Origin of the sequence: Sphingomonas sp. (genome assembly GCF_039594485.1) — a bacterium.
GTDB lineage: Bacteria > Pseudomonadota > Alphaproteobacteria > Sphingomonadales > Sphingomonadaceae > Sphingomonas.
In genome coordinates this window covers 1-20,093 of sequence record NZ_JBCNNI010000055.1, presented here as the reverse complement: position 1 = coordinate 20,093, position 20,093 = coordinate 1, and the positions used below count along the sequence as shown (strand labels likewise).

Annotated in this window: 13 protein-coding genes and 6 pseudogenes; 3 read left to right on the top strand and 16 right to left on the bottom strand. The window is 63.6% G+C overall.

Translation table 11 applies throughout. From position 1 onward, the window contains the following. The 12 genes and pseudogenes from ABDV78_RS18450 to ABDV78_RS18395 form a co-directional block, all read right to left on the bottom strand. A pseudogene (locus ABDV78_RS18450) lies at nucleotides 1-224 on the bottom strand (IS3 family transposase); the annotation flags it as partial. 53 nt (nucleotides 225-277) lie between these two features. Further along, nucleotides 278-1,119: pseudogene (locus tag ABDV78_RS18445) on the bottom strand (IS630 family transposase); the annotation flags it as partial. A 70-nt stretch (nucleotides 1,120-1,189) separates the two neighbouring features. Next, nucleotides 1,190-1,694 (bottom strand): annotated as a pseudogene (locus tag ABDV78_RS18440) (IS630 family transposase); the annotation flags it as partial. 31 nt (nucleotides 1,695-1,725) lie between these two features. Further along, on the bottom strand, nucleotides 1,726-2,550 hold the full coding sequence (locus ABDV78_RS18435; protein ID WP_343528941.1) for a helix-turn-helix transcriptional regulator: 825 nt from the start codon (nucleotides 2,548-2,550) through the stop codon (nucleotides 1,726-1,728). 25 nt (nucleotides 2,551-2,575) lie between these two features. Next, nucleotides 2,576-3,781: an MFS transporter gene (locus ABDV78_RS18430; protein WP_343528940.1), complete on the bottom strand. Its 1,206-nt coding sequence runs from the start codon at nucleotides 3,779-3,781 to the stop codon at nucleotides 2,576-2,578. Continuing rightward, nucleotides 3,774-5,948 carry a glycoside hydrolase family 3 C-terminal domain-containing protein gene (locus ABDV78_RS18425; protein ID WP_343528939.1) on the bottom strand — a complete coding sequence of 725 codons (2,175 nt, stop codon included), beginning with the start codon at nucleotides 5,946-5,948 and terminating at the stop codon, nucleotides 3,774-3,776. The genes ABDV78_RS18430 and ABDV78_RS18425 overlap by 8 nt, the downstream gene beginning before the upstream one ends. Nucleotides 5,949-5,986: 38 nt before the next feature. Then, nucleotides 5,987-8,395: a TonB-dependent receptor gene (locus ABDV78_RS18420; RefSeq protein ID WP_343528938.1), complete on the bottom strand. Its 2,409-nt coding sequence runs from the start codon at nucleotides 8,393-8,395 to the stop codon at nucleotides 5,987-5,989. An 81-nt stretch (nucleotides 8,396-8,476) separates the two neighbouring features. Next, nucleotides 8,477-9,172 carry a hypothetical protein gene (locus tag ABDV78_RS18415; RefSeq protein ID WP_343528937.1) on the bottom strand — a complete coding sequence of 232 codons (696 nt, stop codon included), beginning with the start codon at nucleotides 9,170-9,172 and terminating at the stop codon, nucleotides 8,477-8,479. Between the two features lie 2 nt (nucleotides 9,173-9,174). Continuing rightward, entirely contained in the window at nucleotides 9,175-10,011 is an 837-nt protein-coding gene (locus ABDV78_RS18410) for a fumarylacetoacetate hydrolase family protein (protein WP_343528936.1), read from the bottom strand. 118 nt (nucleotides 10,012-10,129) lie between these two features. Next, complete coding sequence (locus ABDV78_RS18405; RefSeq protein ID WP_343528935.1) at nucleotides 10,130-10,699, bottom strand: YbhB/YbcL family Raf kinase inhibitor-like protein; 570 nt, start codon at nucleotides 10,697-10,699, stop codon at nucleotides 10,130-10,132. A gap of 329 nt (nucleotides 10,700-11,028) precedes the next feature. Continuing rightward, on the bottom strand, nucleotides 11,029-11,499 hold the full coding sequence (locus ABDV78_RS18400; RefSeq protein WP_343528934.1) for a hypothetical protein: 471 nt from the start codon (nucleotides 11,497-11,499) through the stop codon (nucleotides 11,029-11,031). Then, a complete protein-coding gene (locus ABDV78_RS18395; RefSeq protein ID WP_343528933.1) occupies nucleotides 11,471-12,100 on the bottom strand; it encodes an MBL fold metallo-hydrolase in 630 nt (209 codons plus the stop codon). Before ABDV78_RS18395 ends, ABDV78_RS18400 begins: the two co-directional genes overlap by 29 nt. Before the next feature lie 15 nt (nucleotides 12,101-12,115). Here ABDV78_RS18395 and ABDV78_RS18390 point away from each other — a divergent pair. Continuing rightward, a pseudogene (locus ABDV78_RS18390) lies at nucleotides 12,116-12,378 on the top strand (hypothetical protein); the annotation flags it as partial. Here ABDV78_RS18390 and ABDV78_RS18385 read toward each other — a convergent pair. From ABDV78_RS18385 to ABDV78_RS18375, 3 genes are read right to left on the bottom strand one after another with little or no spacing between them, the layout of a single operon-like run. Further along, nucleotides 12,370-13,146, bottom strand: coding sequence for a phosphatase PAP2 family protein (locus tag ABDV78_RS18385; protein ID WP_343528932.1), 777 nt, complete (start codon nucleotides 13,144-13,146; stop codon nucleotides 12,370-12,372). The pseudogene ABDV78_RS18390 and the gene ABDV78_RS18385 overlap by 9 nt on opposite strands. Nucleotides 13,147-13,172: 26 nt before the next feature. Next, nucleotides 13,173-15,482 carry a TonB-dependent receptor gene (locus tag ABDV78_RS18380; RefSeq protein WP_343528931.1) on the bottom strand — a complete coding sequence of 770 codons (2,310 nt, stop codon included), beginning with the start codon at nucleotides 15,480-15,482 and terminating at the stop codon, nucleotides 13,173-13,175. A 38-nt stretch (nucleotides 15,483-15,520) separates the two neighbouring features. Further along, entirely contained in the window at nucleotides 15,521-17,719 is a 2,199-nt protein-coding gene (locus ABDV78_RS18375) for a glycoside hydrolase family 3 C-terminal domain-containing protein (protein WP_343528930.1), read from the bottom strand. A 165-nt stretch (nucleotides 17,720-17,884) separates the two neighbouring features. Here ABDV78_RS18375 and ABDV78_RS18370 point away from each other — a divergent pair. Further along, nucleotides 17,885-17,989 (top strand): annotated as a pseudogene (locus ABDV78_RS18370) (IS481 family transposase); the annotation flags it as partial. Between the two features lie 425 nt (nucleotides 17,990-18,414). Here ABDV78_RS18370 and ABDV78_RS18365 read toward each other — a convergent pair. Next, nucleotides 18,415-18,698, bottom strand: a pseudogene (locus tag ABDV78_RS18365) (IS30 family transposase); the annotation flags it as partial. A 148-nt stretch (nucleotides 18,699-18,846) separates the two neighbouring features. On the opposite strand from ABDV78_RS18365, the gene ABDV78_RS18360 reads away from it, so the two are divergent. Beyond that, a complete protein-coding gene (locus ABDV78_RS18360; RefSeq protein ID WP_343528929.1) occupies nucleotides 18,847-19,848 on the top strand; it encodes a LacI family DNA-binding transcriptional regulator in 1,002 nt (333 codons plus the stop codon). Nucleotides 19,849-20,093: the final 245 nt, after the last annotated feature.

The window sequence follows — 20,093 nt, the reverse complement described above, 5'->3', positions numbered from 1 at the left end:
AACCGCAGCCGTTCACGGTCATCGGCCGCCTGCGCGGCCGGCCCAGCACGCCGCGACGCATCATCCCGGCACCAGCGCCGCAGCGTCTCCGCCGTGCAGCCGATCTTCCCCGCGATCGAGGTAATCGCTTCCCACTCCGAAGCATGGTCCGCCCGGTGCTCGCCAACCATCCGAACCGCACGCTCGCGGACCTCGGGGGAAAACTTGTTCGTCGTCTTGCTCATTCCGGTTGCTCCTACTCACAAGTTGGAGCCTCCGCGAAACCCGGGGCGCTTCACTCGGCGGCTTTGCGCAGATGCGCCTTGAGCTTGGAGAATGCCTGCTCGATCGGGTTGAAGTCGGGGCTATAGGGCGGGAGGAACAGGAGCGTAGCGCCGACGCTCTCGATGGCGGCGCGCACCGCGGGTGCCTTGTGGCTGGACAGGTTATCCATGATGACGACATCGCCGCGGTCCAGTTCGGTCACGAGGACGCGGGTGACGTAGGTAAGGAACGCGTTGGCATTCATCGGCCCGTCGAGCACCCATGGTGCGACCATGCCGGTGCGGCGTAGCCCGGCTGTGAAGGTGGTCGTCTTCCAGTGACCGAAGGGAACGCCGGCGCGCAAGCGCTCGCCCCGCCGGCAGCGGCCATGCCGCCGCGCCATATTGGTGCTGGCCCAGGTTTCGTCGATGAAGACGAGGCGCGCAGGGTCGAGGTCGAGCTGACCATCGAACCACGCTTCGCGTTGCTTCAGGACATCGGGACGATCCTGCTCGGTCGCGTGGCCGGTCTTTTTTTGCGCGTGATCCCGTGCCGGGCGAAGAAACGCCACAGCGTCGCGATGCTGACGCTTACGCCACGGCCGGCCAACATTTCGCGCAACTCCGCCAGCGTCGGATCAGGTTGCTGCTCGATCGCCTTCAGGATGAAGGACGCATGCGCCTCGATCCTCGCTGTGCGACGGTCGCCGCCCTGCAGCTTGGCCGCCGGCGTGCCGTGTCGGAGCGCCAACTGTCGCCACCGGATCGCGCTCGCTGCGCTGACCCCGAACCGTTCGGCCGCCTGTCGGCACGAAAGTCCGCCTTCAACTGCACCAACAACACGGTCCCGTAGATCACGCGATAAGGCTCGACCCATTCCTGCCGGCCTCCTTCGCCAGCAGGCGATCGTGAATCAGAAAACCGCGCCCTTGTGAATCCCTATCGATTCAGTCCGCTCTAACAGCCGCGATGATCTCATTCGGATCGGCACGCCAGACAAATGGCCTTGGCTGCTGGTTATGCTCCGTGATGAAGCGGTTGATGGCGGCCTGCAGGTCGAGGACGGAGTGAAAGACGCCGTTTTTCAGGCGACGGCGGGTGAGCTTGGCGAAAAAGCCCTCGACCGCGTTCAGCCACGAACAGGAGGTGGGCAGGTCCAGCGCGGGTGGCGATCGAGCCACGCGCGGCCTCTGGGCCGTTTGTGGGTCGCATAATTATCCAGGATGACCTTGACTGCCTTGTCGGGCGGCAGTTCCGCCCGATCACCGAGCCATCGAGGACGTTCAGGGCGGCGAACAGCGTCGCGGTGCCGTTGCGCTTGTAGTCGTGGGTCATGGTCGCACCCCGGCCGTGCTTGAGCGGCAGCCCCGGCTGGGTGCGGTCGAGCGCCTGGATCTGGCTCTTCTCATCCACCGACAGCACGATGGCGTGCGCAGGTGGCGAGACGTACAGGGCTTTCGCTGATCGACCATCCTGGCGGAAATTACTCTGGGGCATCATCCTTGAATACAGCCCCATCGGCCTTTCGTCGGATCGCGGACGGGGTGAACCCGAAACGCTGGCTGAACCGGGCCGTGAATCGTGAGGGGCTGTCATAGCCGACCGAGAAGCCGATCTGCGCGATGGGCTGGTCGGTGAATTGCAGAAGCGTCAGTGCGCGTGACATCCGCACGTTGATCAGAATGTCCTGGAATGAGGTTCCCTCTTCCTGAAGGTGGCGGCGCAGCGTCGCCTCGCTCATACCGTGAACGGCCGCCATGGCGGTGGTCGTCCATACGACGCTGGGATCTGCCGCAATCATCATGCGAATTTGCCGTGTCAGCGGTGTCGTGCGCGCATCGTTGAAATGGGCGCCGGCGAATTCCAGCCAGCTCATCAGTTCCAGCACGCGCAGGCGAGGCAAAGAGGCAGGATGATCGTGCGGGCGGGACAGAACCTCACAGGCACGATCGAAGGCGGTCAGAAATTCCGTGGCATGCTTGTCGATGGCAAAAGCGTCGCTGATGCGGATGCCCGTTTCCTCCACCCGCGACTGCCCGTCGATCAGGTCGGGGTCGCAGCGGATCCAGTCGGACTCGAACGGCGCATCATTCGGTCCAGGGCGGGCGATCATGTCGAAGGTCTGGTTTCCCGCGATCGCTACGGCCTGACCCACCTCGCGATGACATTCGTGCGCTGCCCAGCGCAGCCGCAGCGATCCTTGCCGGACGACAACGAAGGTCGGAACTTCGACCGCAATCCGCCCCATCGGCAAGGGACGTGGATGAACGAGGCGGGAGTAGCAGTCGTTGACCGGTATACCCGGCATGATCGTTCCGTCCCGTTGTTAAAGCTTACGCTGTCGCAGGCTTGGCAAATTGCGGCAGCCTTGCAAAGGCCAGGGCCGAGATCAGGACGCACGCCGCGCATCCGTAAAGCGCCAGTCTGTAGCCGCCCCCGCTGGCGACAAGCTGGGTGATGAACACCGGGCTCAGCCCTGTACCGAACAGAAATCCAGCAAAGAGCAATCCGTAAACTCGGCCATAGCCTCCCAACGGCCAGTAACGCGCCACCAGATAGCCGATGAGATCGACCTCGGCCCCCATCGAGAAGCCGAGCATAGCGGCGGCAGGGATCGCGTAGGCCGTGCCGCCCCAGCCGAGGATGACCAGCCCGCCGGCCGTGGCGACCATCACGATGGCCGCGACATAGGGCGCAAAGAAACGGTCCAGCGCCCATCCAATCACGAGCCGCCCGATCAGGATGAACGCGCCCATAACGCCCTGAACGCCGGCCGCCTCCAGCGGGGTCATCCCCAGATCGCGCAGCATCGGTGCCAGGTGAAGGACCAGACCGGACAGGCCGACCGCGAGGATGATGAAGGTCGCAAGCAGATGGGCGAACGGCCCATCGCGCAACCGCGCCGTGATTGCCGATTCGCTCAGTCGTGGCGCGATCGCGACAGGGTCGGTTCGTAGCAGCAGGATGATGACGGGCGAGGCCACCGTGAGAAGCAGGGCGATAGCGGCATAGGCTGCGCGCCAGCCGAAGCGCTCGATCCCCCATGTGACGAGCGACGGCGCTCCGGCCGCCGCTAGCCCGACCCCCGCCAGCGTGATCCCGAGTGCCAGACCACGGGCGCTGTCGAAGCGTGCATTGACCGCGCGGGTATAGGCGATCGGCGATGCGCTGCTCGCCAAAGCGGATTGGGCGGCCAGGATCATGAGATAGAGAGCGAAGGAGCCCGGCTGGACCGCGAGCAGGACGAATCCTGCGATCAGTGCGGTCATCGAAAGCATGGTCGGGCCCAGCACGCCGCGACGGTCGATCAGGCGCCCCGCAACCGGCGAGGCCGCCGCCAAAGTCGCCATGGCGACCAGCGATCCGACCGAGAGCTGCGCCCGGGACCAGCCGAATGCCCGTTCCAGCTCGGGGACGAAGACGCCCGCCGTATAGAAGGGGATGGAAGACACCCCTAATCCGGCCCCCAGGGTTGCTCCCAGCAGGACACGCCAGCCCGAACGCAGTTCCGCCAGGCGGCCCGACGCCTGGTCAGTCATGCCAGTGCCGCCCCGCCAACGTGACGCTGGCGACCGTATCGCGGTCCTCGGCCGAGCGGCCGACGAAGAAGTCGTAACGCCCCTTGTCGATCGACCAGCCCCCGTCTTGCCAGCGTGCCAGCAACCTGGGGTCGATCTGGACCGACACTGTGCGGGTTTCGCCGGGAGCAAGCATCACCTTTTCGAAACCCACCAATCGGCGTGTCGATCGGCCGGCACCGGCATTGAGATAAACTTGTCCCACGTCCGCGCCGGGACGCGACCCGACATTGGTGATGGTGAAGCGTGCGGTCAGATCGCCGTTGCCGCCGCGCCCGATCGTAAGCGGACCGTAACGGAAGCGCGTATAGCTCAAGCCGTAGCCGAACGGGAAAAGCGGTGCCTTTCCCGTTCTGGCGAACCAGCGATAGCCGATATCGGCCCCTTCCACATCGTAATCGACACTGAGCGTTTCGTTGGCCACGGGTTGACCGAGAAAGGTCGGGTCCACGGTCGCGCTTCCCGCCAGTTCGGGATGGGGAAGCTGGTCGGCGTCGCGGGGGAAGGTGATCGGCAGGCGGCCGGAAGGATTGACGTCGCCGTAGAGCACAGACGCGATCGCCTCCGCCCCCTGGGCACCCGGATACCAAGCGGCGATCACCCCGGCGACATCGTCCGCCCATGGCATCTTCACCGCCGATCCGGTTTCCAGCACGACGATCGTGTTGGGGTTGGCCGCGGCGACCGCCGCGATCAGGCCATCCTGTCCATCGGGAAGCGACAGGTCAGGCACGTCCAGGCCTTCACCCATCCATTGTGTGGCAAAGACGATTGCGACATCGGCGCCCTTGGCGGCCGCTACGGCGTCAGTCAGATGATGACCATCCCGGAACACGAAGCGCGTGTCCGGCGCACGCCTACGCAACGCGGCCAGCGGCACCGAGCGGTGATAGGTCTGGATCAGATGGTTCGAGAAGGGATCATCGCCGCTGCCCATCGGGATATGGAGGGCGGCGCCACCTTCGCCCTCGACCTGCGACGATCCGCCGCCCGACAGGACGCCGCGATCGGCCTGGCCGCCGATGACGGCGATCCGCCGTGCGGTCCTGGCCAGCGGAAGGATGTCGCCGCGATTGCGCAACAGGACGATCGCCTCGTTCGCCACGGCCTTGGCGACCGCAGCATGGCCGGCGCGGTCGATCGGCGCGCTGGCCGGACCAGGGCGATCCAGACCGACGGCATAGATCGACCGGAGGATCCGCCGGTTCATATCGGCCAGCCGTGTCGCGTATCGCGGATCGGTGGCCGCCGCCTTGGCCAGCGGTGCTGCAAAGAACATCTCACTGTCCAACTGGTCGCCCGATTGCTGATCGAGGCCGGCCAGTGCCTGCTCGATCCCCCGCACCGTACCCCAGTCGGACATGACATAGCCCGGATAGCGCCAATCCCGCTTCAGGATGTCGTTCAGGAGGTGGGGGTTGTCGCAGGCGTGGCGGCCATTGACCTGGTTATAGCCGCACATCACCGCCCCCGGCCGCCCGATCTCGATCGCCATCTGAAAGGCCAGAAGGTCGCTTTCGCGTGCTGCCGCCTCGCTGATACGGGAGTCGATGTAGCGCCGTCCGGTTTCCTGCGCATTGAGCGCGAAATGCTTGACGGTGGAGATGACACGCTCGGACTGGATCCCGGCGACGGCGGCACCACCCAGCATCGCGGTATGCAACGGATCCTCACCGAAATATTCGAAGCTCCGCCCGCCCCGCGGGTCGCGGATCAGGTTGATGCCGCCCGCAAGCAGCACGTTGAAGCCGCTGGCCCGCGCTTCCCGCGCGATCATTGCGCCGCCCTGTCGCACGAGCCCGGGATTCCATGTGGCGCCCATGGCCAGGGCGGACGGCAGCGCCGTCGCCCCTTCCTTGCGGATGCCACCCGCATGCGCGACGCCGAGGCTCGCATCCGTTTCCTTCAACGCAGGCACGCCGAGCCGTGGTACGCCCGCGATATAGCCCGCGCCCGGAACCGCTTCGGCAGGCACGACGACCCCGCCGATCGGGACCGCCATGATGCCATGGGTCAGGACGGCTCGTTCCTCCGGCCGCATTGCCCGCTCGGTCTGCGCGGCGCGTCGATCCGGGTCCTCGCCTCGCTGCGCGACGCCGGGCGTTGCGGGCAGCAGGATGAACGTCATCGCCCACCCTGCAACGGTTCGATGGGAAGGCGCCCTCATCAGAAGCTCATACCGCCACGCACGCCGATAAGGCGAGGATCGGCGAAGCTCGCCGATCCCCCAATCAGGCGCGGGTAGAACAGCGCGATCGTCGCGCTCGACAGCGTAACCTCATTCTCGATGTTCTTGACGAAGCCTTGGAGGTACCAGCGGTTTTCCGGGGCCGTATAGGTGATCGTCAAATCGGTCTTGGTGAAGGACGGTTGCCGGAACTGGGCGCGCAGGACGGGAGACAGGATCATGTAGCTGTCGCTGAGTCGGCTCCGCACGCCTGCACCGATGCTGCCGCCATTGGCCAGCGGATAGGTGTAGGTATATCCGGCCGATGCCGTCCATTCGGGTGAACGGTCGAGTTGCCGCCCGGCCAGGTTGACGCCCGGTGCGATCTCATAGCTGGCATAGCGCGCCTTAAGCCATGCGGCCGACAGGTCGACCCGGTTGCGCGGGCTGATCTGCAGCGTGCTTTCCAGCTCGACACCATCGATCGTCGCCCGCGCGGCGTTGGTCGTCACCTGGCACGGGCCGTTGCACAGGTTCGCCAGCTGCGTCAGCTGAAGGTCGTTATAATCATAATGGAAGTAATTGCCGTTGAGACGCACGCTGTTGTTCAGCAGTCGCGTCTTCACGCCCATCTCATAGGCGGTCAGCGTTTCCGGCCGATAATAGAGCGCCGTATCGGGCACCGGCGACAGGCAATTGGGCGTTCCGGCGGAACAGCCATTGTTGAAACCACCCGCCTTGTACCCAGTCGAAACGCTGCCGTAGAGCAACGTGCGTTGCGCCACGTCCCAGTCGACCCCGGCCTTCCACGTCACCTTGCTGAAGGTGCGCGCGGCGTCGTTGAGCAGATCCGGCGGGAAGACCAGCGGGGCGTTCAGATTGGCGTGGCGGATCGTCGCGCCGACCCGCGACTTGTCGTCATGGGTATAACGGATGCCGCCGGTCACGCGCAGCCTGTCGGTGAGGCTGAACGTCGCTTGGCCGAATCCTGCGAGCGAGGACGAGTTGGTTTTCTGCGGATAGCCGAAGACATAGCCGGCCGTCCCGGGGTTCGGTGCCAGCAGCCCGATGAATAGGCTTTCGATGTCCGAGTGTTCCTTGAAGTAATAGCCACCGACCTGGACCTTGAGTGGCCCCTGGTCGTAGCTGAGGCGCAGCTCCTGCGAATTCTGCCAGTAATCGCCCCGGAAGGTGTTCAGCGCCTGCGTCGCGACATTCCCGACCGCTGAGAAACCGCCGATGTAAGGATTGCTTTCGTCACGCTTGAGCGCGTTGTAACCACCCAGATAGGTCAGGGTCAGGGCGTCGCTCAGCGCCACGTTCAGTTCGGCCATGACGCCCCAGCTGTGATTGTTGCGGCTGTCGCCGACGATGGCGTCATAGCCGAGTGCGCGCCGCGCCTCGGACGAAAGGCTGCCGCGATAGACTGGATCGGGGAGCGCCTGCCCGGCCGCGGGGGCACCCTGTGGCGAGACGAAGAAGTTGGACAAGGGCACGAGATTGGTGATGCCGCCCTTCTGCCGGCTGTAATCGCCACGCACGATCAGGCTGCTCCGGCCGCCCAAGTCGAACAGCGCAGTCAGGCGACCCGACAGATTGTCCTTGAACGGGTTGAGGCTGAACCGCGAGTTGCCCTGCTCTATATAGCTGTCGCGGCGGTCGAGGTTGATGGCGCCGCGCACGGCGATCGCGTCGGATACCGGCACGTTGAGGACGGCCGTACCCTGGATGTTGTTGTAGCTGGCATAGGTTCCATCGACCGAAGCCGAGAATTCATGGCGCGGCCGGGCGGTGATGATGTTGACGACGCCGGCGGTGGTGTTGCGGCCATAGAGGGTGCCCTGCGGCCCGCGCAGCACCTCGACCCGGTCGATGTCGTAGAAGGACACCTCCTGCGCCTGTGGTCGGGCGATATAGATGCCGTCGACGAGGAAGGCAGCTGAAGGATCGCCCTTTTCCGAGCCATCGGCGCTTGTCACGCCGCGAATGGTGATCTGAAGGCCATTGCCGCGATCGATCGACAGGCTGGGCACCTGGTCGGCGAGCTGAGTCGGATTGGTGATGCCCGCATCGCGCAGGCCCTCACCGGTTACGGCCGTCAACGCGATCGGCGTACGCGATGCCAGCGACGAGGTGCGGTTGGCGGTCACGATGATATCGCCCTCGCTCGCGGCCTGGGCACTGGCGTCAGCCGGCGCCGGCGGCGTCGCACCGTCCGGCGCAGTCACCGGCGTGCCGTCAGGCTGCGGTGCAGGCCGGGCGGGAACCTGCGCGTTCGAGGTCGCTTGCACATCACCCGCTTCGCGATCCTGCGCTTCGGCCGGCGTCATCACGCCAAACGCGAACGCCATTGCCAATGCCGATGCCGATGCCGATGCCGCCGAGCGCAGCATGACCTTTTCGATCATTATATATCCTCTCCTGATGTTGTTTTTTTTGTGGTTTCGAAGGTGGTTGGTTTGATTATCGTGATGGGAAGCCCGGCAGCGCTACCAGGACATGTATCGGATCGAGGCACCCAGGATCCGGTCGAGGATCGCCAGATCACCCGCCTCCTGCGGCGCGTAGATCAGCAGGTAGGTGGAAGGCAGCCCGAGCGCCTTGCCAGCCAGTCCGTGGCGTTCGCCCCATCCGCGTTCGACGACATGCCGCGCATCGCTGGGGCTCAGGATCATGTGCATCGACCCGTCGGACGGGTGGATATGCGCGATCTCGCCACAGGTGGTGCAGGCGATCGGGTGTCCCTCGCTCGGGCAGCGCAGGGTGACGGCCTGATTGTGGCGCTCGAAATAGCTCTGCGCATAATGAAGCGCCTCCCCATGATCCGCGACCTGTCGGTCGAACACCGCCTCATGTTCGGCGCGTAGCGGGTCGGGGATTTGTTGATCCAGCTGGCGGTGCGGCACCGGATGCGGCGCTATCGCCGGACGAGGGCGATTGCGCTCGGGCAGGTCGGCCAGCGTGTCGATATCCCCCCGCTGCCCCACCTCGCGGTCGATCGCGCTGAGCGACAGCGGATCGCCCGCGATCAGCCGCCAGTGCGTCATCTTCAGCCAGCCTCTTGCCGTATGCGGCAGGCCGCCTGGGCCGAGGGCGCGCCACGCGCGATAATCGCGCGCGACCCACGTCCCGGCGCCGACGACCGCCGCAACGCTCGCGGCCAGCACTGTGGATGGCCGACGCACGGTCACGGGCGTTCGTCGACGACACGGTTACGAAGGATGCCGAGGCCCTCGACCTCGGCCTCGAACACGTCGCCCGCCTTCATCATCAGGCGCGGCGTCCGCGACCAGCCGACCCCGGCAGGCGTACCGGTCAGGATCACGTCGCCGGGCTCGAGCGTCATGGTTTCGCTGAGCAGCTCGATCAGCGCCGGGATGTCGTAAATGAACTGGTCGGTATTGGCGTCCTGCACGACCTCGCCATTCAACCGGCCCTGGATGCGCAGGCCCTTGCAACCGGGCGGGACCGTGTCGGGCGTCACCAGCCAGGGACCGAAAGCGCCGGTTCGATCGAAATTCTTGCCGATCCCCCATTGCGAGGTGCGGAACTGATAGTCGCGCAGCGTCGCGTCGTTGAAGATCGAATAACCGGCGACATGGTCCAGCGCGGCGGCCTTGCTGATGCGGCGGCCACGGCGGCCGATCACGATGACCAGCTCGGCCTCGAAATCCAGCTTGTCGGATTCGGGCGGCCGCGCGATCTCGTCCTCGTGACCGATCAGGCTCGACGGGAAGCGGGGGAATACCTCCGGCACCGCAGGCTGTTCCAGCCCGACTTCTGCGGTGTGATCGGCATAGTTCAAGCCCACGCACAGTGTCTTGGACGGGCGGGTCACCAGCGGGAGAAAGCGAACCGATGCCGCATCGATCTGCGGTGCCTGCATCAGCGTGCTGCCGACATCGGAAAGGTCCGCTTCCGCGAACAACAGCGACTCAAGCGTGCCGGGGAAGCCCGCATCGTCGCGGGTCAAACCGCGCAGGTGCTCGCCATCCGAGACGGCGATGGCAGGAATATCATTCACAAGGATGTTCGCGAATTTCATTGTAGTTCCATTATTTGAAGGCGCAAAGCGGCGTTACCGGCAACCAAGGGCTGCCGGTCTGGAAAGCAAAGGGATGGGTAATGAAGGCCGCCGCCGATCAGCCCGGCTGGCGCACCTCGAGCATGGTTTTGGCCAGCGCATGCTGGTTGGCATAGAAGCCGACCATCGCCGGTGTGGCGTCCTGGGTCACCGCGTCGGGCAGGTGATCGATGTCGAGCGCGGTGACGGTGACCTGAAACCGATGGGTTTCGGCCTTCGGCGGACAGGGCCCGCCATAACCGGGCACGCCGAAGTCCGTGCGGGTCTGCAACGCGCCCTTGGGCAGGCTTTTACCCTGGGCATCGATACCCCCGGGCAGTGACGTCTGCCCTGCGGGAATGTTGATGACCACCCAGTGCATCCAGCCGACGCCGGTCTTGGCGTCGATATCATGGATGTTCACGACGAAGCTCTTCGTGCCTGCTGGCGCCCCCGTCCAATCCAGGCGTGGCGAGCGGTTGCCACCCGCGCAACCGAACCCGTAGGACGCCGCCAGAAGATTGGCGTTGGGCCATTTGCCTTCGACCAGATCCGGGCTTGCGACCGTGAAAGCGGCGGGCGAAGCCTGTCCCGCCGTAGCGGCGAGCAGCGCCGCAGCAGCGGCGGCAGCGCGTAACCGAACGGACATGACGTTTCTCCTTTCCGTTGCCCCGATCAACATGGGGTCATACCGGCGAAAAATCGCCTCCAAGCCGAACAATTACTGTGCCGAACCGATCATATCCTCCCGTAGAGGCAGTAGTCGGCACATTCGCAGGTCGGGCTGCGGTCATGCTTATCCTGCGGGACACTGCCGACCTTTCAGATGGGTCTCGGAACAGGCGCCCAAACTGCGTAAAGGTTGAGGGCCTGATACAACGGCCCTCAACCTTATGAATCAGAGCGAAAAACCCGTCATTAAGGCAATGTCTTCGACGGACGCTTCCCATGTTCGGCCCGCTGGCTGGGCTCGGCAGATCACAGCGGGCAGGCGCCACTGCCCTGCGGCGACGCGAATTGCAGCATCAATAGCACGCAAGGCTCTTCACCGATCTGCCCGGAACGATGGCCGCGTCCATCCGTCGTGTTGAGATCTTGGCCCCAATGGAGATCACCTGGCCCCATCTCGATCCGCTCGCCCGCGGCCGACTCAAGAAACCAGCGACCCGACAACGGGATCACCCATTGTGGAGCCGGGCTCTCATGCCACGCCCCTTGCCAGCCTACCGGCATGACCAGATATTTAACGCCGACGACGTCGGTCGGCAGGCTTCGTTGCCATAGGGCGTCCGTCTTTCCACCAATGACCGACGGAACGAAGCCGTCCATGGTACACATGCCCAGACGGCTGCGACCCTGATCATCGGTGAAAAGGCTCAGATACGGCATTTGCGGGGGAAGGGTTTTCGCCGCCTCCCAATCAAAAACCAGATGTTCGTCGTTCGGCATTATCCTGTCCTTCACTGTGCAGTGCGTCATTTCCGGTCCATGTGACCGGAACTACCGGGCCGAGGCCGGGAATTGCGGCAGTTTCGCCACGTCTTCGGGTTCGTGCCGGATCACGACCAACGCGCAGCGATGCTGGGCAAGCTGGGCCAGCCTGTCTTCCGAAGCGATTGCGCCGGCGCGATCGGTGGCAAAGGCGGTCCCCATGGATGGGCATCTGCTCCTTGAAGTTCCAGACATAGCCGGTCAGCAGCGCTGGCCCGTTCCCGCGCAGCGTGACCAGAAGGGAGTGGTGACCGGCAGTATGGCCAAGCGTCAAGACCATCCGCACGCCGCCGTCGCCGACGACGTCCCGGTTCCCGTCGACGACATCGATCCTCCCGCCCTCTTTCACCCAATGAGCCAGCATATCCGGTGCGACGTTCGGGGGCGTCGGGTTTGCAGTCAGTCCAGCCAGATCACGCCTGCCCGGGATCAGCGTCGCATTGGGAAAATCGGCAGCCTGCCCGCTATGGTCGAAATGCGTGTGACTGAGAGTGATCAAAGTGATCTTTTCGGGGGCGATGCCGAGTTGCTTGATCTGATCGATGAACGGCCTGTGCACCGTGGCGCTTATCGTATCGGTGCGATTGATGGGTTTGCCCAGCAGCGTGCGAGGCAGACCCGTAAGCGCGGCCACGGCGCAACCATGACCCACGACTACAAGCGCAAAAGCACCACGACGCTGTGCAGGCCGCCATCAACCGCTTCATCACGGAACATAACCAGGAGCCAAGGCCATTCGTCCGGCGCGCCGATCCGAATGAGATCAGCGCCTCCGTCAGGCGAGGGCACCAAACGTTGGAATCAATCCACTGGCGAGATCGGTCCCGTTCAGCGTAGCGGCAATGCCACCCTCAGGATGCGCTCCTCGACGTCACAACTGCGGCGCTCTCCCTCGTCGAGCATCGGTGCAGCCGCCAGCTCTTCCCGGACACCATCCATATCGGCGCGGAAGGCAGGAGAACCATGCAGTGCGGCGATCGCGGCCGCCGCCACCTGCCCTCCCGCCTGCGTCGCTGACAGGTTGTGCGCGCCGCAGACGACCCGGCTCTCGCCGTAAGCGCGGCCACGTGCAAGGATCGGCGTGGCACGCTCGGGCAGCGATTCGGCCAGTATATAGGCCCAGCTCCAGCCCCAGACCGTATGGCCAGATGGATAGTCGAAGCTGGAGGTGAGCTGGGACGCAGGCTGGCAGATAGCTCCCTTGTCGATCTGGAACGGGCGCAGGCGGCGGAAATGGCGCTTCGCGGTTTCATTGATCGTCTGCGAATCCACCAACACCCGCCGCATTAGCCGATCGAGCTTGGGTGTGGTCGCGGGCGACAAGCGGCGCCCGGCAGCACAGGAAAACTTCGCCATTAGCGCACTTGGCGCCATCTCCACGTCCTGTGTCGCCAATTTCCAGCGCTCCCCGTCGCGCATCCTTCGCGTTGCGCGAAACACGCGTCGGTCGGCCGCATAGCGGTCGTCGCCTTTCGCCGGTGCTGGAAGCACGATGGCCGACGCATCGACCGATCCCGGCGCAAGATAGCCCGGTGGCAGATCGCGAACCCAGAGCGGACGGTCAGGCACCTGTGCCACAGCGACGGCCGCCACACCGATCAGCACGACGGCTGTGATCCCTACCCCGCGCATTAGAACCGCAACCCCGCCTGGATACCGTAGGTCGTGGGGTCACTGGGCGTGACGAGCAGTGTGCCACCGGACAGCGAGATGCTGGTCACCAACACTTTGTTTTCGACGTTGCGCCAGAAGCCTTGAAGATAATATTTTCCATCCGGCGCATCGTAGCGCAGTGACAAGTCAGTGCGCGTAAAGCTTGGCTGTACATACTGCCGTGCCGCCGCCTGGGCAGTCATGACGTAACTGTCGCTCATCCGGGTCCGAACCGATGCCGATAGGCCGCCCCCGTTAAAGAGCGGTAATGTGTAGGTATAGCCTGCCACGACGACGACCCTTGGCGCGCGATCGAGCGGACGCCCAGCAAAATCAGGGGCGTTTCCTGTTCCGAGCGGTTCATAAGTGACATATTCGGCATCGAGATAGTTGAGTTGCAAGTCGATACGATTGCGAGTGCTCGGCGCCAGTGTCGCCTCTACCTCTGCGCCTTTCACGCTCGCTTTTGCAGCATTGTCCGTGAACTGGCGCGGTGCGCCATTGTCATTGTAGAACGAGGTAACCTGGAGATTCTTGTAGTCATAGTAGAATAGATTGGCATTGAGACGCAACTTGTTGTCGGCGGTGCGCGTCTTCATGCCCAGCTCGTAAGCAGTCAGCGTTTCGGGATCATAAAACAGGAAGCTTGCGCTGCGCGGGCTGACGCAGCCCGGATCCCCGGCGAGACAACCGCCGTTAAAGCCACCAGCCTTGTAGCCGGTTGCAATCGATCCGTAGACCAGTGTCCTGGCGTTCACATCGAAATCGACCCCAGCACGCCATGTCACCTTGTTGGACACGACGCGTGCTCGATTTGGTGAGGCGATGTCGGTCGCCGGATTGAAGGGCCCGATGGCCTTCTGCAACACCGAGCCGCCGATACGCGACTTCTCATCACGCGAATAGCGCACCCCGCCGGTGAGCCGAACAGTGTCGAAGACTTTCCAAGTCACTTGACCGAACGCCCCGATCGTCTCCGACTTGGTCGGCCCTTGGAGAAACGCATAATAGGGATAGGCGGGTAGCAGGTTGAAAAGCTGCAGCGTGTTGTCCGACTTCTCGTTAAAGTAATACCCCCCCGCCTGCGCCTTGATCGGACCCGTGCCATCGGTGGCGAGACGCAATTCTTGCGACACCTGTTTGTAGTTTCCGGTCGCGAGCGAGCGATAGGAAACGCCCTGGAAAGCGGTAGAGTTCACGTTCTGGTCGAACTCCCGATAGGAACCGAGGTACGTCAGGGCCATGCCGCCGAACGCCCAGTTCAGTTCGCCATCCACGCCCTTGCTGCTGCTCCGTCCGCGTGGGACGTTGACCAGTGCGTAGTTCAGTTCACGAAGCTGCCGCGACGAGGATCGTGATCCGACATATTGCGGATCGGCGTAACCCGGCTGCCCCGACGCAAGCGGCGCATAAAAGTTCGTGCCCAGCACGGCCACCGGCGAGCTGCCGTTGATGGCGGAATAATCGCCACGGATCAGTAGCGTAAGGTCGGGCGTGAAGCGGAACATCGCCTGTGCCCGACCGGAAATGTTTTCCTTGAATCGCCCCAGGTCGCGGATCGTGCCGGTGTTCACGCTGAGATAGCTGTCGCGCTTGTCATAGGCGCCGGAGAACCGCAGCGACAGCATGTCGCTGACAGGCAGATTGACCATCGCGTCACCCTGCACCGTGCCGTAATTGCCATAGATTCCGTTGGCCGCCGCCTCAAACTGATCCGACGGTCGGTTGGTGATGACGTTGATGACGCCCGCAGTGGTATTGCGCCCGTACAGCGTTCCCTGCGGCCCGCGCAGTACCTCGACCCGCGCAATGTCGTAGAAGCTGACCTCCTGTGCCTGCGGCCGTGCGAGGTAAATACCATCCAGAAGGAAGGCGGCGGATGGGTCACCCTTTTCAGTATTATCCGCAGAGGACACGCCACGGATCGTAATCTGCAACCCGTTGTTGCGCACGATCGAGAGGTTGGGAACTTGTTCTTCCAGTCGGGTCGGGTTGGTCACTCCGATATTGCGCAGCGCGTCGCCATCAATGGCAGACAGCGCGATCGGGGTCTTCGATGCGAGGCTAGAGGTGCGCTGAGCGGTCACGACGATATCGCCCTGTGCCGCTGCCTCGCTCGTGGCGGACGGCGGTGTTTGCCTCGCATCCTCGCTGGCGTTCTCCGGCACACCCTGCAGGGCGGACGTATCCGCTGGCGTCTGCGCCGAGCCCGACGTCGCCTGTTGCGCAGCCGCGGGCGCCGCCAGCGCCAAAGCCAACGCCGCCAGCGAGATCCCCTGTATCGTCATTGATGTTCCCCTCTCTTATCGTCTTTTCTTGGTTATGTTTATTTCCAAAGCCGCTCTGCGAAGCTGACGCTTACTTCCGGTCCAAGGTCGGTTGCCGACGCACCCAAGGCGAAGCGGTAGGTGCCGGGCGCGATCCGCCACCCGGCGGGTGTCCATTCCGCCAGTAGCCGTGGATCGATTGCCACACGCGCGGCTTGTTGCTCCCCCGGCTTCAGTTCGACACGCGCGAAGCCGACGAGACGCTGCGTCGACCCGGCCGGCGTAGCGACCATATAGACCTGCCCGACGTCCGCGCCCGCGCGCTTGCCGATGTTGCGGATGGTGAAGGAGGCTGACGGTGCGATCCCACCTTCGACCGTCAGTCCGGACCGGGCGAAGCTGGTGTAGCTGAGGCCGTATCCAAACGGGAACAGCGGTTCCTTCTTCTCCCGAGCGAACCAGCGATAGCCCACGTCGGCGCCCTCGATGTTATAGTCGATCGTCAAGGTGTCGCCGGGTCTGCCGCGGCCACCAAAGTCGGGTTCAATCGTCTCCGCGCCGGGAAGCGCGGGCCGCGGCAGCTGATCGACCGACGCGGGGAAAGTGACCGGCAGGCGTCCCGAAGGGTTGACGTCGCCGAACAGGACCCCCGCGATCGCCTCTCCACCGCGCGCACCGGGATACCATGCCTCGATTACTGCGGCGGTACGATCAAGCCATGGCATCGCGACTGGCCCCCCCGTCTCGAGCACAACGATGGTGTTAGGGTTTGCAGCAGCAACCGCCGCAATTAATGCGTCCTGTCCTCCAGGCAGCGACAAATCGGGTTGGTCGAGCCCTTCGGTCATCCATTGTGTCGCGAAGATGATCGCCACGTCCGCCTGCTTTGCCGCGATTACGGCGTCGGTAACATAGCGACCGTCGCGATAGCGGACGTCGGCCTTGGGCACGCGCGCCTGAATCGCCTTCAGTGGCGAAGATCGGTGATAATTCTGCGCCAGCATTGGCGCCAGTGGCCCCTCGCCGGTCGCAGGCACGGTCACCGCTGGCCCGTTCTCGCCTTGCGCCTGCGACGAACCGCCACCGGACAAAACCCCGGAGTCGGCATAGCCGCCGATCACCGCGATCCGCCTCGCGGACGCCGCAAGCGGCAGTGCGCCGTTGCGATTGCGCAGGAGGACGATGCCCTTTTCAGCAATCTCCTGCGCTGCGGCGATCCCGGCAGTCAGGTTGGTCGGGCCGGGCTTGGCAGGGTTACGGTCCAGCCCAACCGCGTAAACCGCATGCAGGATGCGGCGGTTCATGTCTGAAAGCCGCGCACGATAGCGCTTGTCGTGCTTCGCTGCGGCGAGCAGCCTGTCGCCGAGAAAGATTTCGGAATCGAGTTGTTCGCCCGACTGCTGATCAAGCCCCTTCAGCGCGAAGTCCAGGGCGCCCACCGCGCCCCAGTCGGACATCACGAAGCCGGGATAACCCCAGTCGCGTTTGAGCACCTGATTCAGCAAATAGTCACTACCGCACGCCTGTGCACCGTTGACCTTGTTATAGGCGCACATCACCGATCCTGGCCGCCCCTTCTCAATCGCAATCTGGAAGGCGAGCAGATCGCTCATGCGGAGCGCCGGATCCGAAATTACGGCATCGTGGAAGTGACGCCCTGTCTCCGTGGAGTTGAGGGCGAAATGCTTGACCGTCGAAATTACGTTGCGTGACTGGATTCCGTCCACTGCCGCCCCGGCCAGCAGCCCGGAGTGCAGCGGATCCTCCCCCAGATATTCGAATACGCGCCCGCCGCGAGGATCGCGTACCAAGTTCATGCCGCCGGCGAGCAGAACGTTGAATCCCTTGGCGTGTGCCTCGCCCGCAATCGCGGCACCGCCACTGCGCATCAATTCGGGGCTCCACGTCGCCCCCATTGCCATACCGGAGGGAAGCGCGGTCGCTCCATCCTTGCGGGCTCCACCGACCCAAGTGACACCCAGGCTGGCGTCGGTTTCACGCAACGCCGGGACTCCCAGACGCTCAACACCTTGAATATAGCCGGCGCCCAATACCGCATCGTACGGGATCGTCTCCTTGCCCAGCGGCAACGCCATGATGCCATGGGTCAGCCGGATACGTTCGGCATCGGTCATCTGCGTCTCGGTGGCCCGCGCGCGTGCTGCGGCATCATCGGCGGTTGGCGTCCTGTTCTGCGCCATCAGCGATGCCGCATGCAGCGGCAAGACGGCGACAAGCGCCATCCAACGTCCCCTCATGATCCTCTCCCCGCGCCGATTCGATTCAGCGTCGACATCATAATGACCGTAAATGTCAGCGCTGACTATAAGGAATATGTCAGCGCTGACTAATGTTTGATCCAGGGTTTTGATGGTGCATCATCTGCGCGAGCTAGGCGGGAAGCCCTATGGGACAGGTTCTACATCCCGCACCCCACGCGCTCCTCGTTGCATCGCTGTCTACAGCGTCATGGTATCAGCCGCCTGCCCGAGGTCACTGGCGACGAAGCCCCGAAGCGCAAATTCAAGACCCAATCGAGCGGCTATTTGCACTCCGTACTTCGCGGCCGCACCCCCGACCAGATACACTTCGACCTGCCGCTTCTCGCAGCGGCGGCAGCGCGTACCCGATCGGACATGACGTTTCTCCTTTCCGTTGCCCCCATCACCATGAGGTCATCCCGGCGAAAAATCGCCTCCAAGCCGAACAATTACTGTGCCGAACCGATCATATCCCCCCGTAGAGGCAGTAGTCGGCACATTCGCAAGTTAGGCTGCAGTCATGCCTATTCTGCGAGACATTGCTTATTCTTACTGCGTCGTAAATTCTGATTGGGCATAGTGCAGCAGGGACATCGCATGAGCTGACGCGCCAGCGCAGCCGCAAGCGTTTTACGCAGCGTGGCGATCGAGTTGGAGGTGTGCCGTTCCGGTCGTATCGGTGGATTGGTCGGGTCGACCAGCGTGCCGATCGCCGAGCTGCCCAGCCTGAGGATGGGGTTGCCCTCCCAGCGCGATCCTCAGCTTCTGCCGGACGCTGGCTAATCACGATGTCGGGCGACACGAAGCCCTTTCCGCGCTGGCCGGCCCGCGCCCGGGGCACGCGGAGAGCCCGGCCGCTGCGTAGGCAAGCGGTGAGATCGCGGCGCAACGCTCCCCGGCCCTGCACGAACAGCGCCTGATAGATGACCTCGTGGCTGATGCGCATGCTGGCGTCGTCCAGAAAATCGATGGGCAGAACCGTCTCTGCTTCGTCATCGAGTTCGCCTTTCACATCAAGGGAACTCTCCACTTTTCCGGCGCAAGTCCAGATACCGTCTGATTGGACCTGATGATCTAATGTGGCTAAATGACGAAATGGCGAAGGGATTGAGAGAAGTCAGGCGATGCGCGCAGTAACGCTGGCGGACGTTGCCGCCCGTGCCGGCGTTTCGGGGAAAACGGTGTCCCGCGTCGTCAATCGCGACCCAAACGTCAGCCAGGAAACCCGTCGTCGTATCGAGGCAGCAATCGCTGAAACCGGCTTCCGCCCGAACACCGCTGCGCGCTCATTGGCGGCGGCTCGATCTTACCTGATTGGCACCTTCTCGCCGAACACCTCATCCTTCTACCATGCCGAATTGTTTCGCGGCATCATGCGGGGCTGCCGTGCCCTCGGCTATCACCTTGTGGTCGAAGAGGTCGATGTGGAGGGCGTCTCTGGAATCGATCGGTACGATCAGGGCCTGCGTGCGATGAGATGCGACGGTATCGTGCTCCCGCCACCGCTGTCGGACGATGCTGCATTGCTGAAGGCGCTGGACAGCGATGGCGTGCGATACGTCCGCTTGGCGCCAGCAACCGATGTGGCGCGCGCAGCGTCGATATTTGCGGATGATGCAGCGGGTGTTACCGCACTAGCCACACATTTATGGGCGCAGGGGCATCGTCATTTCGGCATCGTCCTAGGTCCGATGGACCACGCATCCACACCCCTTCGCCGCGACGCGTTTATCGCTGCGGTCATCTCGCTCGGCGGGCAGACTGCGGATGTCCAGGTCGTCAACGAGCCATGGCAAGGCTCTCTGATGATAACGGGGCGCAGCGCCGGCGCAACATTACTGGACAGCCCGCGTCCTCCGACCGCCATCTTTACGTTCAACGACGAACTTGCCGTCGGGGTGATGACTTACGCACGTGAGCTCGGGCTGGACGTGCCCGGCGATCTTGCCGTGGCCGGGTTCGATGATAGCGACGCCGCAATGTTCACGTGGCCGCCGCTGACGACGATCCGTCAGCCGATCGCCGTCATGGGCGAACGCGCTGTGGAAGTGCTTGCGGCCCCCGCCGCGACGTCCCGGATCGACTGCTCAGTCGAACTGATCGTGCGCGGCAGCACACAACGATAGCAACGCTAAGTGTAGGCGCTTGCAATCATAGCAGGCCTTGCTCGCAAACAGAGCGACTTCTTGCCCAGATTGGCTGACATTGAGCGAGCTGGACTGCTCATGCTAAATGACAATGTGCTAGAGGTGGCTCGGTTTGTCTGCACAGGCTCGCGGCGTGAATAAGTGGATTGCCGCTGGTTGATCATGCCGCTGCGAGAAGCGGCTGTGCGAAGTATATCTGGTCGGGCGTTCGGCCGCCAAGCGCG

Coding starts and splice junctions, on each gene's coding strand:
- ABDV78_RS18435 (WP_343528941.1), bottom strand. CDS start 2,550: ATGCCGGGTATACCGGTCAACGACTGCTACTCCCGCCTCGTTCATCCA.
- ABDV78_RS18430 (WP_343528940.1), bottom strand. CDS start 3,781: ATGACTGACCAGGCGTCGGGCCGCCTGGCGGAACTGCGTTCGGGCTGG.
- ABDV78_RS18425 (WP_343528939.1), bottom strand. CDS start 5,948: ATGACGTTCATCCTGCTGCCCGCAACGCCCGGCGTCGCGCAGCGAGGC.
- ABDV78_RS18420 (WP_343528938.1), bottom strand. CDS start 8,395: ATGATCGAAAAGGTCATGCTGCGCTCGGCGGCATCGGCATCGGCATCG.
- ABDV78_RS18405 (WP_343528935.1), bottom strand. CDS start 10,699: ATGTCCGTTCGGTTACGCGCTGCCGCCGCTGCTGCGGCGCTGCTCGCC.
- ABDV78_RS18400 (WP_343528934.1), bottom strand. CDS start 11,499: ATGCCGAACGACGAACATCTGGTTTTTGATTGGGAGGCGGCGAAAACC.
- ABDV78_RS18380 (WP_343528931.1), bottom strand. CDS start 15,482: ATGACGATACAGGGGATCTCGCTGGCGGCGTTGGCTTTGGCGCTGGCG.
- ABDV78_RS18375 (WP_343528930.1), bottom strand. CDS start 17,719: ATGAGGGGACGTTGGATGGCGCTTGTCGCCGTCTTGCCGCTGCATGCG.
- ABDV78_RS18360 (WP_343528929.1), top strand. CDS start 18,847: ATGCGCGCAGTAACGCTGGCGGACGTTGCCGCCCGTGCCGGCGTTTCG.